Below are 16,569 nucleotides of genomic sequence, written 5' to 3' on the forward strand. Positions count from 1 at the left end.
CCGTACGGCCGCCGACGTCGCACAGCGGGTGAGCCGTCCCCGTACCCCTATATGACGAGGGAGAGCAGCATGACCAGACCGCCGGCGATCACGGAGATGAGGGTCTCCATGACCGACCAGGTCTTGATGTTCTGACCGACGCTGAGGCCGAAGTACTCCTTCACCAGCCAGAACCCGGCGTCGTTGACATGGCTGAAGAACAGCGAGCCGGCGCCGATCGCCAGGACCAGCAGGGCGGTGTGGGCGGTCGACATGTCGGCGGCGAGCGGCGCGACCAGGCCGGCCGCCGAGATCGTCGCCACGGTCGCCGAACCGGTCGCCAGCCGGATCGCCACCGCGATCAGCCAGGCCAGCAGCAGGGCCGGGATCGACCAGTCCTCGGAGATCTCCAGGACCATCCGGCCCACACCGGAGTCGATGAGCGTCTGCTTGAAGCCGCCGCCCGCGCCGACGATCAGCAGGATCCCGGCGATGGGGGCCAGGGAGTTCTCGACCGTGGAGGAGATCCGCTCCTTGGTGAAGCCGGCCGCCCGGCCGAGGGTGAACATGCCGACGACGACGGCGGTGAGCAGGGCGATCAGCGGCGATCCGACCACGTCGAACACGCGTTGCACGGTGTCCTCGGGGTCGTCCACGACGATGTCGACGAGCGCCTTCGCCAGCATCATCACCACGGGCAGCAGGATCGTCACCAGGGTGACGCCGAAGCCCGGACGTCGTTCCAGCTCCTCCGAGGGCCGCTGCGGGATCATCCGGTCCGGGGCCGGGACGTCCACCCAGCGGGCGGCGAACCGGGAGAACACCGGACCGGCGATGATCACCGTCGGGATGGCGACGAGCACGCCCAGCGCGAGCGTCACGCCGAGGTTGGCGTCCACGGCGTCGATCGCGACCAGCGGGCCGGGGTGCGGCGGGACCAGGCCGTGCATCACGGACAGACCGGCCAGCGCCGGGATGCCGATGCGCATCAGCGAGTAGTTGCCGCGCTTGGCGACCATCAGCACGACCGGGATCAGCAGCACGACGCCGACCTCGAAGAACAGGGGCAGACCGATCACCGAGGCGATCAGCACCATCGCCCACGGCATCGCGCGGCCGCCCGCCCTGGCGAGGATCGTGTCGACGATCTGGTCGGCACCGCCGGAGTCGGCCAGCAGCCTGCCGAGGATCGCCCCGAGCGCGATGAGTACGCCGACACCGGCGACCGTGGAGCCCAGGCCGGTGGTGAAACTGGTGATCGCCTTGTCCAGGGGCGCCCCGGCGAACGCGCCCAGCGCGAGCGAGCCGATGGTCAGCGCCAGGAAGGCGTGCAGCTTGAACTTGGTGATGAGCAGGACGATGACGGCGATACCCGCCAGCGCGGCGATGCCCAACTGGGCATGGCCGGCCGAGGTGATCGGCTCGACACTGTCCGCCGCCAGCATCTCGACGCTGAGTCTGGTCACGGGGGTCCCTTACACGTACGGGGGATGGGGGAGAGGGGCACTGCGAGGTACTGCGCGCACCGCGAGGTACTGCGCGCACTGCGGGTACGGCGATGCGGGTGTTACGGGTACTGCGAGGGGCACTGCCGTGCCGTACCGGGGCGATGCCGCCGGGCCGGCCGTCGGAACGGGGCCGCAACGCACCGGTGGTACGGGTACCGCCGGCCGACCGCCCGTCGGAACGGGGCGGTCACCGCTGGGTGCCGGGACACCCGTCGAGCGCCTTCGCGGCCCGTTCGGTGATCTCCTCGGGCGTCCCGGTCACGTCGACGGCGACCCCCGTCTCGTCCGCTTCCAGCGGCTGGAGCGTGGCGAACTGGGAGTCCAGCAGCGCGGTCGGCATGAAGTGACCGTGCCGGTGCGCCATCCGGTCCTCGATCAGCGTCCGGTCACCGGCGAGGTGCAGGAACGCGATCCGAGGGGCGGCGGCCCTGAGCCGGTCGCGGTACGACCGCTTCAGCGCCGAGCAGCTGACCACCCCGCCCAGCCCGGCCCGCCCGTGCGCCCAGTCACCGATGGCGTCGAGCCACGGCCACCTGTCGTCGTCGTCGAGCGGGGTGCCGGCCGACATCTTGGCGATGTTGGCCTGCGGGTGGAAGTCGTCGCCCTCGGCGTAGGGAACGCCCAGCCGGGCGGCGAGCAGAGGACCGATCGTGGTCTTGCCCGTGCCGGCGACGCCCATCACCACGACGACGTGGGGGGTACGCATCTCTGCCTCGCTGTCTTCCTCGACACCTGATGTCGACGACACTGAAACGCATTAGGTACGACGAATACAAGAGTCTGTGATGAATAAGTCTGACTTTTTGATTCCGTGACGTGCCCCGTACGCTGAGTGCATGACCACTCCGGGCCGGGGTCTGCACGGCCATGTACTCGACACCCTCGGCCCCGCGATCACCGCGGGCGAGTACCCTCCGGGCAGCGTCCTGCGCACCGACGAACTCGCCCAGCGCTTCGACGTCTCCCGCTCGGTGATGCGCGAGGCGGTCCGCGTCCTGGAGTCCATGCACCTGGTGGAGTCCCGCCGCCGGGTGGGCGTCACCGTGCGCCCGAGGGCCGAGTGGAACGTCTACGACCCGCAGGTCATCCGCTGGCGACTGGCCGGCGCCGACCGCCCCCACCAGCTGCGCTCGCTCACCGTCCTGCGCTCGGCGATCGAGCCGGTCGCGGCGGGCCTGGCGGCGCGCAACGCCACGGCGGAGCAGTGCGCCCGACTGACCGAGTGCGCGCTCGGCATGGTGGCCACCTCACGCGGCCACCAGCTGGAGGGCTACCTCCTCCACGACGTGGCCTTCCACCGCGTGATCCTCGCGGCCTCCGGCAACGAGATGTTCGCCCGCCTCGGCGACGTCGTCGCGGAGGTCCTGGCGGGCCGCACCCACCACGAGGTCATGTTCGAGGACCCCGACCCGACCGCCGTCACCCTGCACGTGGGGGTCGCCGAAGCCGTCCGCGAGGGCGACGCGGACCGCGCGGAGAAGCTGACCCGCGAGATCACCGTGGGCGCCCTCGAGGAACTGGACATCCTGGCGCCGTAGCCCGCGCCCTACCGCTCCGGAAACTCCCCGTCCACGTACACCCACGCCCCCTCCACCCGCTCGAAGCGGCTCCGCTCCCGCAGCGCGCCGCCCCGGTAGGACGCCCGGAACTCCACGATCCCGGTGGCGTGGAACGCGGACCCGCCGACCGTGTCGAGGATCTCCAGCCCCGTCCACCGCATCCCCGGATCGAGGTCCAGCCGCCCCGGCCGGGTCCGCGGATGCCAGGTCCGCAGCAGATACCCCGCGTCCCCCTTCACGAAGGCGCAGTACCGCGACCGCATCAACGCCTCGGCGGTCGGCGCGGCGGCGCCGGAGTGGAAACGGCCGCAGCACTCCTCGTACGGCTCGGGCAGCCCACAGGGGCAGGAACGCGTGGTCATGGCCGTCATTGTGCTAGACGGCGTCCGACGGCAGCGGCGGCAGTGCCGTCCCGTACAGCCACGCGTCGAAGAGGTCGTCCAGCGGCTCGTCCGCGAACCGTGCCGCGTGCGCCGTGAAGGCGGACGTCGTGACCGCCCCGCCGCGGTGCAGACCGAGCCAGGCACGCAGCATCCGGAAGAACGCCTCGTCGCCCAGCGCGCGGCGCACCGCGTGCACGGTGAGCCCGCCCCGCTCGTAGACCCGGTCGTCGAACATCGACTTGCGGCCGGGATCCGCCAGCTTCAGGTCCTGCGGCAGCGTGGACAGCGACCGGTGCGCGACAGCGGCCAGTTGCTGCGCCGTACGGCCGCCGGACCGCTCCGACCACAGCCACTCCGCGTACTTGGCGAAGCCCTCGTTCAGCCAGATGTGCCGCCAGTCGGCGAGGGACACGCTGTTGCCGAACCACTGGTGCGCCAGCTCGTGCGCCACCAGCCGCTCCGAACTCCGCGCACCGTCCACATGGTTGGCGCCGAACAGTGACAACCCCTGTGCCTCGACGGGCACATCGAGTTCCTCCTCGGTCACCACGACCGCGTACTCGTCGAACGGGTAGGGCCCGAAAAGCTCCTGGAAGAGGCGCATCATGCCCGGCTGACGCGCGAAGTCCCGCGAGAACTCCGGCAGCAGGTCGGCCGGGATGTGCCCGTGCTGCGGCACACCGCCGAGCCCCGGATCACCCAGCAGCACCGTCTGGTACTTGCCGATCGACAGCCCGACCAGATAGCTCGACGTCGGCGCGGACTGCTCGTACACCCAGGTCGTCGTGGACGCCTTCGTGGTCCGCGTCAGCAGCCGGCCACCCGCCACCACCGAGTACGCGGACGGCGTCGTGACCGAGATCTGGTACGACGCCTTGTCGGCGGGCCGGTCGTTGCACGGATACCAGGAGGGCGCCCCGACGGGCTGGCTCGCCACCAGCGCCCCGTCGCCCAGCTCCTCCCAGCCGATCCCGCCCCAGGGGCTGTCGACCGGCTTGGGGTTGCCCGCCCAGTGCACCTCGACGGTGAAGGCGGCCCCGGCCCGCAGCGGCTTGGCGGGACGCACGCGCAGCCTGCCGCCGCGGTGCGTGTAGTGCGCCTGCCGGCCGTCGACCCGGACCCGGCCGATCTTGAAGCCGGCCAGATTGAGCTGGAACTCGGCGAGCGGCGAGCGCCCGGCTATGGCGTTGATCCGGGCCGCGCCCGACAGCCGGTTCGGCTCGGGCCGGTAGTCCAGCGTCAGCTCGTAGCGATGCACCCGGTACCGGGGATCACCGTTGGCCGGGAAGTACGGGTCCGGCCCACCTGCCTGCTGAACTGCCACGTCCTCGTCCGCTCCCTGCGCCGTGCCGCCGCTCCCCGCCGGTGTGCCGTCGTCCGGGTCCGAGGAGCAGGCGTTCAGGGACGCCATGCCTCGATCGGGTTGCCGAGCCAGCGGGTGTCGTCCGGGACGGACTCCGCGGCCATCACGAGCGACGCGGGACCCAGGGTCGTCCGGGCCCCGACCGTGCTGCCGGGCAGCACGATCCCGCCAGGGCCCAGCGTGGCGCCCTCACGGAGGACCACAGTATCCGTCCGCAAGATCCGGTCGTGGAAGAGGTGAGTCTGGAGCACGCAGCCCCGGTTGACCGTGGCCGCGTCCCCCAGCGTCACCAGGTCCGGCTCCGGCAGCCAGTAGCTCTCCGCCCACACCCCCCGGCCGATGTGCGCGCCGAGCCCGCGCAGCCACGCCGACAGCACCGGCGTACCCGGCACGTAGGCGGCCAGCCACGGCACCGCCACCACCTCGACGAAGGTGTCCGCCAGCTCGTTGCGCCACACGAAGCCGCTCCACAGCGGGTGCTCGCCCCTGCGGTGCCGCCCCACGAGCAGCCACTTCGCGGCGATCGACACCAGGGCCGCCGCCCCGCCCGCCCCGAGCAGCACCGGCCCGGACAGCAGGGGAGCCCACGGGCCCAGCGCGCACAGCGCGGCCACCGTCAGCACCGCGAGACCGGCCGAGCAGAACACCGGCACGATCCGGCACAGCTCCACCAGGGCCCGCGCCCACAGCAGCCGCGCCGGCGGCTCGTACGTCCGGCTCCGGTCGCCGCCGGCCGCCGCCCGCGGCAGCCTCACCGGCGGCAGGCCCAGATAGGAGCTGCCCTTCTTGGCCTTCTTCGGCGTCGCCGACAACACCCCGACCAGCCCGCCGTCCGGCACGCTCCGCCCCGGCGCGGTCATCCCCGAGTTCCCGAGGAACGCCCGCCGCCCGATCTCGGCCCGCCCGATCCGCATCCAGCCGCCCCCCAGCTCGTACGGCGCGGTCAGCGTGTCGTCGGCCAGGAAGGCGCCCTCGCCGACCGTGGTCAGGCTGGGCAGCGCGAGGACGGTCGACACCTCGGCGCCCTTCCCGATCCGCATCCCCAGCAACCGCAGCCACACCGGCGTGACCAGCCCGGCGTACAGGGGGAAGAGCGTCTCGCGCGAGCGGTCCATCAGCTGCGTGACCGTCCAGGCCTGCCAGCCGATCCGGCTGTGCGTCGGATGCGTGCCCTCCCGCAGACCCAGACTCAGCAGCCGCACCGCGGCCAGGAGCAGCAGCGCGTACGTCAGCCCGTAGGCGAGCGTGACCGGGACCAGGGCCAGGGCCGCACCCCGCAGCGGGGCGTCCGGCGGGACGAGGGCGTACGCCACGAGCAGCGCGGGCCCGGCCGACACCACCGGCAGCAGCGTCAGCCCGGCGCCCGCGGCCCCGTACAGCACCCGCCACCACCTGCCCCGGACCGGCCGCTCCTCGGGCCGGTTCCGCTTGGCCTTGCCGAGCTTGCCCGCCGGCGCGCCCGCCCAGCGCTGCCCGGTCGGGATCCGGCCGGTGACGGCCGAACCCGGCGCCACCTCGGCCCGCTTGCCGACGCGGGCGCCCGGGAAGAGGATGCTGCGCGTGCCGACGACGGCATGCGCGCCGATCCTGACCGGGCCGATCTCCAGCCGGTCGCCGTCCAGCCACCAGCCGGAGAGGTCCACCTCGGACTCCACGGCCGCGCCCCGGCCCAGCCTCAGCATGCCGGTGACCGGCGGCAGCGCGTGCAGATCCACGTCCGGACCGATCGTGGCGCCCAGGGCGCGGGCGTACCGCTCCAGCCAGGCGCCGGTCAGCGAGGTCGCCCCGGTGAACTCGACGAGCCGCTCGGCGGCCCACAGCCGCAGGTGCACCCCGCCGCCGCGCGGATGGCGGCCCGGCGTCACACCCCGCAGCAGCAGCCGCGCCCCGCCCGCCCCGAGCGCGAGCCGGCCGGGCGGGCTGAAGAACAGCAGGCCCCCCGCGACCAGCAGCCACCAGGGCGCGGTCGGCAGCCAGCCATGGGCGGGCAGGACGTTGCCGGCCGCGGCCAGGACCAGCGTCCAGCGCAGTCCGAGCAGGGTGAAGAGGGGCAGGAGCAGCAGGACCTGCACCAGTTGTGCCCGGCGCGGGACCGGCACGACGGTCCGCCGGGAGCCGTCGTCCTGCGCGGACTCCTCCAGGTGCCGGGCCAGCTTGCGCAGCGTCGGCCGCTGGTAGACGTCGACGACGGCGGTGCTGGGATACCGGGCGCGCAGCCGCGTCGTCAGCTGCGCGGCGGCCAGGCTGCCGCCGCCGATCGCGAAGAAGTCGTCGCGGGGGCCGCCGACCGGGATGCCGAGGACCTCCGTCCACTGCTCGGCGAGCCATGCCTCGGTGCCGTACAGCCGCTCGGCCGGCCCGCCGGTCTCCAGCCCCTCCAGCGGCCACGGCAGCGCGGCCCGGTCGACCTTGCCCGACGTCCGGGTCGGCAGGTCGGCCACCGGCGCCAGCAGCGGCACGAGGGCGGCGGGCAGCCCGGCGCGGAGCCTCTCCACGGCCGCGCCGCGGTCCCAGCCGTCCTGGACGACGACGTACCCGACGAGGAGCTGGTTGCCGCCGCGCGCGGTGCGCACGGCGGCCGCCGCGCCGGCGACCCCGGGCAGCGCCTGGAGCGCCGAGTCGACCTCGCCCAGCTCGATCCGCCGCCCGCCGAGCTTGATCTGCTCGTCGGCCCGCCCGAGGAAGACCAGCCCCTCGGGCTCCGCCCTCACCAGGTCACCGCTGCGGTACGCCCGTTCCCAGCCCAGCGACTCCAGCGGCGCGTACTTCTCCGCGTCCTTCTCGGCGTCCAGGTACCGGGCGAGCCCCACGCCGCCGATCACCAGCTGCCCGCTGCCGCCCATCGGCACGGGTCGGCCGGCCTCGTCCACGACGGCCAGCTCCCACCCCCGCAGCGGCAGCCCGATCCGGATCGGCTCCGCCCCGCTCATCAGGGAGGCACAGGCCACGACGGTCGCCTCGGTCGGCCCGTACGTGTTCCACACCTCGCGCCCCTCGGTCACCAGCCGCTGCGCCAGCTCGGGCGGGCAGGCCTCCCCGCCGAAGATCAGCAGACGGACGTCGTCGAGGGTCTCCGGCTCCCACAGCGCGGCGAGCGTGGGCACGGTCGACACGACGGTGATCTCCTGCTCCGCCAGCCAGGGCCCGAGGTCGGCACCGCTCCTGACCTGCGCCCGCGGCACCGGCACCAGGCAGGCGCCGTACCGCCAGGCCAGCCACATCTCCTCGCAGGAGGCGTCGAAGGCGACGGACAGTCCCGCCATCACCCGGTCGCCGGGCCCGATCGGCTCCTCGGTGAGGAACAGCGCGGCCTCGGCGTCCACGAAGGCGGCGGCACTGCGATGGCTGACGGCGACGCCCTTGGGCTTTCCGGTGGAACCGGAGGTGAAGATGATCCACGCGTCGTGCCCGGCCCCCGGCCGCGCGGCCGGCACGTCGGAGCGGCCGTGGACGGTCAGCTCGTGCCCGGCACCGACGACGGCCCGGACCCCGGCCTCCCCGAACACCAGCGCCGCCCGCTCGTCGGGGTCCTCCGCGTCGACCGGCACATAGGCCGCTCCGGCGGCCAGGACGGCGAGGACCGCCACGTACAGGTCGTTGGTCCCGGACGGCACCCGGACCCCCACGCGGTCGCCGAGGCCGACCCCGGCGGCGGCCAGCCGGCGGCGCAGCCGCTCGACCTCGACGGCCAGCTCCCGGTAGGTCAGCGCGGCGGCGCCGTCGTCCAGGGCCGGCTCGTCCGGGTACGAGCGCACGGACGCGTCGAGGACGTCGACGAGGGTGCGCGGGGAGGGGGCCGGGCCGCCGGAGAAACGTGCCGTGTCGCCGAGCTGTGCGCGGATCTCTTCGTCGAGCAGACCGAGAGCGCGGCTCTCGTCCGTGGCTGCCATCGGGTCCTCGCCTCTCGTGCCCGGAGAACTCCGGGGCGCTGGCGGGTCCGCAGGTCTGCCTGGGGTTGTCCGGCTCCAGCCCGTAACAAGCCGGATATTTTAGTACGACGCCAGGCTCACCCCCTTCCGGCGGCCGGCCCGGGAGGGCCGTCCGGGGCGGCCGCGGGCTCGCGGACCCACCGTGACCTGGTGATCTTCGAACCGGGGAGAGATGCCCCACACCAACGAGCGAGGGCCCCGACCTGACGGTCGGGGCCCTCGCTCATCTCACGTGTCCGAGGGGGGACTTGAACCCCCACGCCCGATAAAGGGCACTAGCACCTCAAGCTAGCGCGTCTGCCATTCCGCCACCCGGACAAGGTGTCTGTCGCGCGGGTTTCCCCTGCGGCGACGACGTAAACATTACCAGGCTTTCCGAGGTGCCCGATCACGGCCCGACCGCCGGCCTCCCGCGGTGGGCCCGCCGTCCTCCCGCGGTGCGCCCGCGTCCGCCACCAGGGGCGTGAACGGCGTGTGACGGGCCGGGACCGGTCTTGGGCGCGGGCGGCGGGAGGGGGAGGATGAGGGGGACCACCAGCAGTGACAGCGGGAGGAACCAGCGTGAGCGCGACGGACGACACGGCCAGGGGCGTCACCGGCGAGGACGAGGTCGTGGACCTCTGCCGCGAGCTGATCCGGTTCGACACCAGCAACTACGGCGACCACTCGGGTCCGGGCGAGCGCAAGGCGGCCGAGTACGTCGCCGAGAAGCTCGCCGAGGTCGGACTCGAGCCGAAGATCTACGAGTCCCACCCGGGGCGTGCCTCCACCGTCGCCCGCATCGAGGGCACGGACCCGTCCCGGCCCGCGCTGCTCATCCACGGCCACCTCGACGTGGTCCCCGCCAACGCCGCCGACTGGACCCACGACCCCTTCTCCGGCGAGGTCGCCGACGGGTGCGTGTGGGGCCGGGGCGCGGTCGACATGAAGGACATGGACGCGATGACCCTGGCGGTCGTCCGCGACCGGCTGCGCTCCGGCCGCAGGCCGCCGCGCGACATCGTCCTCGCCTTCCTGGCCGACGAGGAGGCGGGCGGCACCTACGGCGCCAAGCACCTGGTCGACCGGCACCCCGACCTCTTCGACGGCGTCACCGAGGCGATCAGCGAGGTGGGCGGGTTCTCCTTCACGGTGAGCGAGGAGCGGCGCCTCTATCTGATCCAGACGGCCGAGAAGGGCATGCACTGGATGAAGCTGACCGTGGCCGGCACCGCCGGGCACGGCTCGATGATCCACCGGGACAACGCGATCACGGAGCTGTCGGAGGCGGTGGCCCGGCTCGGCCGCCACAAGTTCCCGGTACGGGTCACCAAGACCACCCGGGCCTTCCTCGACGAACTGGGCGACGCGCTCGGCACCCAGCTGGACCCGGAGGACATGGAGTCCACCCTCGCCCGGCTCGGCGGCATCGCCAAGCTGATCGGCGCGACCCTGAGCAACACGGCCAACCCCACCCAGCTCAACGCCGGTTACAAGGTCAACGTCATTCCCGGCGAGGCCACCGCCCACGTCGACGGGCGCTTCCTGCCGGGCCACGAGGAGGAGTTCCTCACCGACCTGGACCGGATCCTCGGCCCGAAGGTGCGCCGCGAGGACGTGCACTCCGACAAGGCGCTGGAGACGTCCTTCGACGGACCGCTGGTGGAGGCCATGCAGTCCGCGCTGCTCGCCGAGGACCCCACCGCCAAGGCGATCCCGTACATGCTCTCCGGCGGTACCGACGCCAAGTCCTTCGACGACCTCGGCATCCGCGGCTTCGGCTTCGCCCCGCTGAAGCTGCCGCCGGAGCTGGACTTCGCCGGCATGTTCCACGGCGTCGACGAGCGGGTGCCCGTGGACGGCCTCCGGTTCGGCGTCCGCGTGCTCGACCGCTTCATCGACGCCTCCTGAGCGGCGCGCCTTCTATTCGGCAGTCTGTGCGGGAGGTACTGAGAAGAGTGAATGCGACGATAAGCACGTAGCCCCATTACTTCCTCGTCGTTACTGCTGATGCGATCCGTTGCTTGGGATCGCATTGCCAACGAGGAGGAATAATGATCAAGAAGATCGTCGCCGCTGCGGCCGCCACCGGTGGTCTGGTTCTCGCGGGTGCGGGCCTGGCCGTCGCCGATTCGGGTGCCCAGGGTGCCGCCGTGAACTCCCCGGGTGTCGTCTCCGGCAACGTGATCCAGGTGCCCGTCCACATTCCCGTGAACGTCTGCGGCAACACGATCTCGGTGATCGGGCTGCTGAACCCCGCCTTCGGCAACGTCTGCATCAACAAGTGACGTCGACCCGCTGAGGGGTCGTCCACACCGTCGGCCCCGGAGCGCGCGCCATGCGCTCCGGGGCCGACCGGTCTTTTCTCATCCCATTCGTGCGAAAGCCGAATGAGATGAGAAAGGAAAGCCGAAGAAGTCGTAGAACCCGGAGGCCTCGCGCAGCTGGAAGGATGCGAGCGATTCGGGACCAGAACGAAAGCAGGGATTCAGTAATGCGACAGGTCACCCGCAAAGGCCTCATGACCGTGGCGGCGGCGACGGGGGTGATCGCCGCCGCCGGAGGTTACGCGCACGCCGACTCCGGTGCGAGCGGCTCCGCGTCCAACTCGCCCGGCGTCCTGTCCGGCAACAACGTCCAGGCACCGGTGAACGTGCCGGTCAACGTCTGCGGCAACACCGTCGACGTCGTCGGCGTCCTCAACCCGTCGGTGGGCAACTCCTGTGCCAACCGGAGCGCGGGCCACAGCGGCGGCAAGAGCGGCGGCGCCGCCCACGGCGGGCGCGGCGCCGGCCATGGCGAACACGGCACCGGGCACGGCGGCAGCCAGGGCGGCTCCGGCTCGCACGGCGGCTCCGGCGGCGCGCAGGCGGACGGCCACACCGCCGGTTCGCCCGGCGTCGGTTCCGGCAACAACGTCCAGGCACCGGTCCACGTGCCGGTCAACGCGTGCGGCGACAGCATCGACGTGATCGGGATCCTCAACCCGGCCATGGGCAACCAGTGCGCCAACGACAGCGGTCCCGGCCGTGACTACGGCACGCCTCCCGGCGACGAGGACAGGACGCCGGGCAACGAGGGGCCCGGCAAGCCGGCCGGCCCCGGGAGCTCCAGCCACTCCGAGGCCGAGGGCGCCCCGGCCAAGCCGGGTCACGTGACCCCGGCCGGCGCCGCCTCCGTCCACGCCCCGCAGCTCGCGCGGACCGGCAGCGACCTGCCGCTGGGCCTCACCCTTCCGGCCGGCGCGGGAGCGCTCCTCGCGGGCGCGGTCCTCTACCGCAAGGCGCGCGCCTCGGCGTGAGCGCCCCTGGCACCGCGAACGGAGCGGGCCCCGCCTCGGCGGGGCCCGCTCCGTTTCCGTCATGTTCAGCTCACCACGTGGCGCGTACCTGACGGATGATCCGCCGACGCAGCCGCACTCGGCGGCTGCCGTCCCGCAGCAGGCTCAGACGGTCCAACTCCCAGTGTCCGTACTCCGCATGGTCGGTCAGCAGACGTGTCGCGTCCTTGCGGGAGACACCGCGCGGTACGTACACGTCGACAAATTCGTATTCCGGCATCGCATCTATTGTGCGGTCTGGGGCCCGGTACGGATAGCGTCTGCCCTATGTCTGATGCTGCGCAGCCCACCGCTGCCGAGGTACGCGCCGCCGTCGAGGCGGTCAAGACCGCGCTCGACCGCCACCTGGCGGCGGTCGAACGCAGGACGGGTGACGACGACCCGGCCGTCTACGAGGCGTTCAACGAGCTGGCCGCGGCCGCGGAGGCGTACGACGAGCTGCTCTACGACCGCTATGACGAGGTCACCCCCTTCGAGATCCCCGGCGCCGACGACTCGCTGCCGCCCTACGCGGGCCCCGAGGAGCCCAACGCCCTGAGCGTGCTGATCCGCCGCGACTACGCCGTGGTCGAACCGCAGCGGCTGCTGGCGCAGGCCCAGCGGGTCGAGGCGGCGGAGTTCGAGGAGGGCGCGGACGGGGAGGCCTCCGGGACCGTCCACGGCGCGCTGGGCCTGCTCTTCGGCGAGTTCGAGCCCGACGAGATCGCCTCGCGGCACAAGGAGTTCGGTCTGGAGGAGGGCGACTCCACCCTGTGGGTGCTGGCGGCCGACGAACCCGCCGAGCCGGGCGAATGGCTGGAGACGCCCTTCGAGCAGCCGGACCCGCAGCAGGTGGTGTGCCGCTTCGACGTCAGCTCGGTCTTCGACGACGACATCGAGGACGACCTGGTGGAGGACGAGGACGACGAGGAAGAGGATCTGGAGCTTCTGGACGCCCCGGAGCCGACGGTGGACGGCGGAAGTCGCTAGCGGGTAGCCGGTAGCCGGTAGCCGGTAGCCGGTAGCCGGTAGCCGGTAGCCGGTAGTCGCCAGTCGGTATCGGCTACCGGCCGTGGTCACGGCAGGGGATCGCTCCCCGCCGTGACCACCGTGCGTTCGCCCCGCCCCGCCCTTCAGTCGGCCGCCGGCACCTGCGTGCGCAGCAGGGCCGGCAACCGGGTCGTGCGGGGCTTCGCCGTGACCTCGGCCACCGCTGCGGGCAGCGCCTGTTCGACCCCGTGGACCACGGACAGGTGGCGCTCCGCCCGGCTGAAGGCCGTGTAGACCCAGGGACGGGAGAGGACCGGCGCGGCATCCCCGGGCAGCACGACGACCGCCGCCGGCCACCGGCTCCCCACCGCCTGGTGCGCCGTGAGCGCCCACCCGTGCCGGACGGACTGCTCCACCCGCTCCCTCGGTACGACCACGGCGGCACCGTCGCAGGACAGATGCAGCCCCTCCGCGTCGGCCGTCACCACCCGGCCCGGCACCGTACGGCCCGGGGCGGGGGAGTAGGCGATCAGGTCGCCGGGGTCGAAGCCGCCGAAACGACCGGGGCCGGGGTTGAGGCGCTCCTTGAGCGCGGCGTTCAGCGCGCGGGTGCCGGCCGCGCCGCCGTGCCCGGGGGTGGCGACCACCGTCTGCTCGGCGGCGATGCCGAAGGCCCGCGGTACCGAGTCCGCGACCAGCTGCACCGTCCGGTGCACGGCCTCGCCGGCGTCCCGCACGGGCACGATCACGATCTCCTTGCCCGGCGCCTCGACCTGGTTCAGCTCGCCGACGCCGACCCCGGACACCAGCTCGCCGAGCGGTCCCGGATCGGGCGTGCGGGAGGCGATCTGGGGGCAGACGCGGGCGGCGAGCAGGTCGGCGAAGACCCGGCCGGGGCCGGCCGACCAGAGGAGCGCCGGGTCGCCGCTGAGCACCAGCCGGGCACCGTCCGCGAGGGACTCCACGACCATGGCCGCCGTCTCGACGTCCAGTTGCGGCGCGTCCAGCAGGATCAGCAGGTCGAGGGCGAAGGCGCCCTCGGCGTCCCGGCCGGGTCCCTCCGCGCCGGCCAGCAGGCCGGGCAGGGTGACGACGGAGCCGTCCGCCTCGTCCGTCGCCTCCCGGTCCGCCGCGAGCCGGCGGCGCCCGTCCGGTGTGTGGCAGGCGGCGACAGCGCGCAGACCCAGGGAGTGGGCGGCGGCGAGCAGGGCGGCCGGTTCGGCGCGGGCGGCCTCGCCACCGGTGTGCAGGACCAGGCCGTGCCCGGCGACCGCGCGGATCAGCTCGGCCGTGCTGCCGGACGCCGAGGCGGCGACGGACTCCCACGGCGCCGCGCTCTCCTTGGCCAGGGAGTTGGCCACGCGGGCGAGACCGTCGGCGAGGCTCTCCTCCGCGAGCGCGTACCGCTCCAGACCGACGAGGACCCGGACCGGGCCGGTCTCCTCCTCGGACTCCTCGGACCCCTCGGCCCCCTCGCTCGCGGCGGCCCTGACCGGGGCGGTTCCGGATTCCTCCAGGGCGTCCTGGAAGGCGAGGGCCTCGCCCTCGGCGAGGGTGCTCTGCACGGCCGCGTCCGCGTCCGGGACACCCCGCTGGGCGAGCGCGGCCGTCAGCGCCGGCAGTTCCAGGGCGGTGTGCCCGGCCAGCGCCGCCTGCTCCAGCAGCCAGACGGTGACCGCCCGGCCCCGCCGTTCGTCGTCCGGGGCGCACTCCGCGCCGAGCAGCGCCCGCGCGAAGCCGTCGGCCTGCTCGGGCCGCACGCCGGGAACGCGCAGCAACTGCCAGGGATCCTCGCCCAGCGCCTCCGCGGCCACCTCGCCGAGAGCCGCGGCGACCTGCGGAGCCAGCGTCTCGGGAGCACCGCCACCGGCCAGCACCCGCCGTACGGCCTCGACGGTGTCCGGTGCCGGGGCCGTGGTGACGGGTTCCGCGGCCACCGGCTGGGGGCGCCGCGCGGGCTCCGGGGCGGCACGGCGCGGGGCGGGCTCGGGATCGGCGAAGACGGCGGCGGTGGGCTTCTCCCCGCTCTCCACGGCCCGGACGGCCGCGAGGAGGTCGGCGGCCCTGCCGCTGAGCTTGGCACCGGCGGGGATGGGGCCCTGCTTCTCGGCCTTGCGCCGCTCGATCCGCTCCCGCTCCAGCTTCTGAGCGGCGAGTTCCGCCTCGGCCTCGGACAGCTTCCGGGCGCTCTCGTCGGCCGCGGACTCCGGCACGGCCGCGTCGGCCGACGCGGACTCACCGGCGGCGGACCCGGGCGTCGTCCCGTCGGCCGCGGCCGCCACGGAGTCGGTCTCCGGTGAGCCCTCGGTCGGCGGGGCGTCGTCCGGGGTGCCCGGCCCGGTGTTCTCCGTGGTGCTGGGGGGCTCCGGCTCCGTGCTCACAGCGTGCTCCAGTCGTGATCGGGATAGCGGTGCACGGGCGCCGACACGTCGTCGAGCGCCCGGCAGATCTCGTCAGGAAGACTAAGGGCCTCCACTGACAACGCGGCCGTGAGCTGCTGCGCGTTGCGCGCGCCGACGATCGGGGCGGCCACTGCGGGCCGGTCGCGGACCCAGGCGAGGGCGACCTGGAGGGGGGTCACCGCGAGCCCGTCCGCGGCGGTCGCCACGGCGTCCACCACGCGGCTCGCGGTGTCGTCGAGGTAGGGCTCGACGAAGGGCGCGAAGTGGTCCGAGGCGGCGCGTGAGTCCGGCGGCAGGGCGTCGCCCCGGTACTTGCCGGTGAGGACGCCCCGGCCGAGGGGGGAGGAGGGCAGCAGACCGATGCCCAGGTCCAGCGCGGCCGGCAGCACCTCCCGCTCCACTCCCCGCTGGAGCAGGGAGTACTCCATCTGCGTACTGGCCAGCCGAGTACGCGTGCCCGGCGCCGCGAGCTGCCAGGTGGCGGCCTTGGCGAGCTGCCAGCCGCAGAAGTTGGAGACGCCGGCATAGCGGGCGCGGCCGCTGGCCACCGCTATGTCGAGGGCCTGGAGGGTCTCCTCCAGCGGGGTGTCCGGGTCGAAGGCGTGCACGTGCCACACGTCGACGTGGTCCGTGCCGAGCCGGCCGAGCGAGGCATCCAGGGCCGCGAGGAGATGGCCCCGGGAGCCGTCGAAGCGCCGGTCCGGGTCGGGCACGCTGCCGGCCTTCGTCGAGATGATCAGGTCCCGGCGCGGAACCAGGCCTTCCATGAGCCGCCCCAGCAGATACTCGGCCTCTCCGTCGCCGTACACGTCCGCCGTGTCGACGAGGGTGCCGCCCGCCTCCCAGAACGTCTTCAAGAGGTCCGCGGCGTCGTGCTCGTCGGTGTCACGGCCCCAGCTCAGGGTGCCGAGCCCGATGCGGGACACGCGCAGGCCGGTGCGGCCGAGATGCCTCTGCTCCATGGTCGCCGAGATTACTGGCCAGAACTGGGCCGTGGGTTGCCTGTGGACAACCGAATCACGGCCGTCCGGGACCGGTTCGGGCAGGCCGGGGGCCCCGCGGACCGACGCGACCCTCGCCACAGCGCCCTCCCCCGGGGGCCGCCCCCGCGCTACTGTCTCCGGAACAGCGTCGTTACTGATCAGTAAGGGGAATCGG

General features: G+C 73.3%; 13 protein-coding genes and 1 tRNA gene. 5 read left to right on the forward strand and 9 right to left on the reverse strand.

What is annotated here, in order from left to right:
- Positions 1–47: 47 nt before the first annotated feature.
- Positions 48–1,445, reverse strand: coding sequence for a gluconate:H+ symporter (locus ACFYO5_RS28325; protein ID WP_356563429.1), 1,398 nt, complete (start codon positions 1,443–1,445; stop codon positions 48–50).
- 229 nt (positions 1,446–1,674) lie between these two features.
- Complete coding sequence (locus ACFYO5_RS28330) at positions 1,675–2,193, reverse strand: gluconokinase (protein WP_388713966.1); 519 nt, start codon at positions 2,191–2,193, stop codon at positions 1,675–1,677.
- A gap of 130 nt (positions 2,194–2,323) precedes the next feature.
- Here ACFYO5_RS28330 and ACFYO5_RS28335 point away from each other — a divergent pair, with 130 nt between their 5' ends.
- Positions 2,324–3,025 carry a FadR/GntR family transcriptional regulator gene (locus tag ACFYO5_RS28335; RefSeq protein WP_356563425.1) on the forward strand — a complete coding sequence of 234 codons (702 nt, stop codon included), beginning with the start codon at positions 2,324–2,326 and terminating at the stop codon, positions 3,023–3,025.
- An 8-nt stretch (positions 3,026–3,033) separates the two neighbouring features.
- Here ACFYO5_RS28335 and ACFYO5_RS28340 read toward each other — a convergent pair whose 3' ends face one another.
- The 4 genes from ACFYO5_RS28340 to ACFYO5_RS28355 form a co-directional block, all read right to left on the reverse strand.
- Positions 3,034–3,408, reverse strand: coding sequence for a YchJ family protein (locus ACFYO5_RS28340; protein ID WP_388713969.1), 375 nt, complete (start codon positions 3,406–3,408; stop codon positions 3,034–3,036).
- 13 nt (positions 3,409–3,421) lie between these two features.
- Positions 3,422–4,753: a M1 family metallopeptidase gene (locus ACFYO5_RS28345; protein ID WP_388714547.1), complete on the reverse strand. Its 1,332-nt coding sequence runs from the start codon at positions 4,751–4,753 to the stop codon at positions 3,422–3,424.
- A 74-nt stretch (positions 4,754–4,827) separates the two neighbouring features.
- Positions 4,828–8,682 carry a Pls/PosA family non-ribosomal peptide synthetase gene (locus ACFYO5_RS28350; protein ID WP_388713972.1) on the reverse strand — a complete coding sequence of 1,285 codons (3,855 nt, stop codon included), beginning with the start codon at positions 8,680–8,682 and terminating at the stop codon, positions 4,828–4,830.
- 272 nt (positions 8,683–8,954) lie between these two features.
- Positions 8,955–9,039 (reverse strand) — tRNA-Leu (locus ACFYO5_RS28355).
- Positions 9,040–9,282: 243 nt separating this feature from the next.
- Between ACFYO5_RS28355 and ACFYO5_RS28360 the strand changes: the two genes are divergently transcribed.
- The 3 genes from ACFYO5_RS28360 (at position 9,283) to ACFYO5_RS28370 (ending at position 12,001) form a co-directional block, all read left to right on the forward strand.
- Entirely contained in the window at positions 9,283–10,611 is a 1,329-nt protein-coding gene (locus ACFYO5_RS28360) for a M20/M25/M40 family metallo-hydrolase (RefSeq protein WP_388713975.1), read from the forward strand.
- A 143-nt stretch (positions 10,612–10,754) separates the two neighbouring features.
- Positions 10,755–10,988: a chaplin ChpH gene (gene chpH / locus ACFYO5_RS28365; protein ID WP_356563417.1), complete on the forward strand. Its 234-nt coding sequence runs from the start codon at positions 10,755–10,757 to the stop codon at positions 10,986–10,988.
- Between the two features lie 206 nt (positions 10,989–11,194).
- Positions 11,195–12,001, forward strand: a complete 807-nt coding sequence (locus tag ACFYO5_RS28370; RefSeq protein ID WP_388713978.1) for a chaplin — start codon at positions 11,195–11,197, stop codon at positions 11,999–12,001.
- Between the two features lie 70 nt (positions 12,002–12,071).
- Here the strand turns inward: ACFYO5_RS28370 and ACFYO5_RS28375 are convergent, their stop codons facing one another.
- On the reverse strand, positions 12,072–12,260 hold the full coding sequence (locus ACFYO5_RS28375) for a DUF5703 family protein (RefSeq protein WP_005485166.1): 189 nt from the start codon (positions 12,258–12,260) through the stop codon (positions 12,072–12,074).
- Between the two features lie 47 nt (positions 12,261–12,307).
- Here ACFYO5_RS28375 and ACFYO5_RS28380 point away from each other — a divergent pair, with 47 nt between their 5' ends.
- Positions 12,308–13,009: a hypothetical protein gene (locus tag ACFYO5_RS28380; protein WP_388713980.1), complete on the forward strand. Its 702-nt coding sequence runs from the start codon at positions 12,308–12,310 to the stop codon at positions 13,007–13,009.
- A 143-nt stretch (positions 13,010–13,152) separates the two neighbouring features.
- On the opposite strand, the gene ACFYO5_RS28385 is transcribed toward ACFYO5_RS28380, so the two are convergent.
- Both ACFYO5_RS28385 and ACFYO5_RS28390 read right to left on the reverse strand, forming a co-directional pair.
- The gene (locus ACFYO5_RS28385; protein WP_388713983.1) at positions 13,153–15,390 is read right to left on the reverse strand and encodes a helix-hairpin-helix domain-containing protein; all 2,238 of its coding nucleotides are present in this window, start codon (positions 15,388–15,390) and stop codon (positions 13,153–13,155) included.
- The gene (locus tag ACFYO5_RS28390; protein ID WP_356563409.1) at positions 15,387–16,373 is read right to left on the reverse strand and encodes an aldo/keto reductase; all 987 of its coding nucleotides are present in this window, start codon (positions 16,371–16,373) and stop codon (positions 15,387–15,389) included. The genes ACFYO5_RS28385 and ACFYO5_RS28390 overlap by 4 nt, the downstream gene beginning before the upstream one ends.
- Between the last annotated feature and the right edge of the window lie 196 nt (positions 16,374–16,569).

The sequence above is a fragment of the Streptomyces sp. NPDC006259 genome, from assembly GCF_042870975.1.
In the GTDB taxonomy this organism is placed as follows: domain Bacteria; phylum Actinomycetota; class Actinomycetes; order Streptomycetales; family Streptomycetaceae; genus Streptomyces.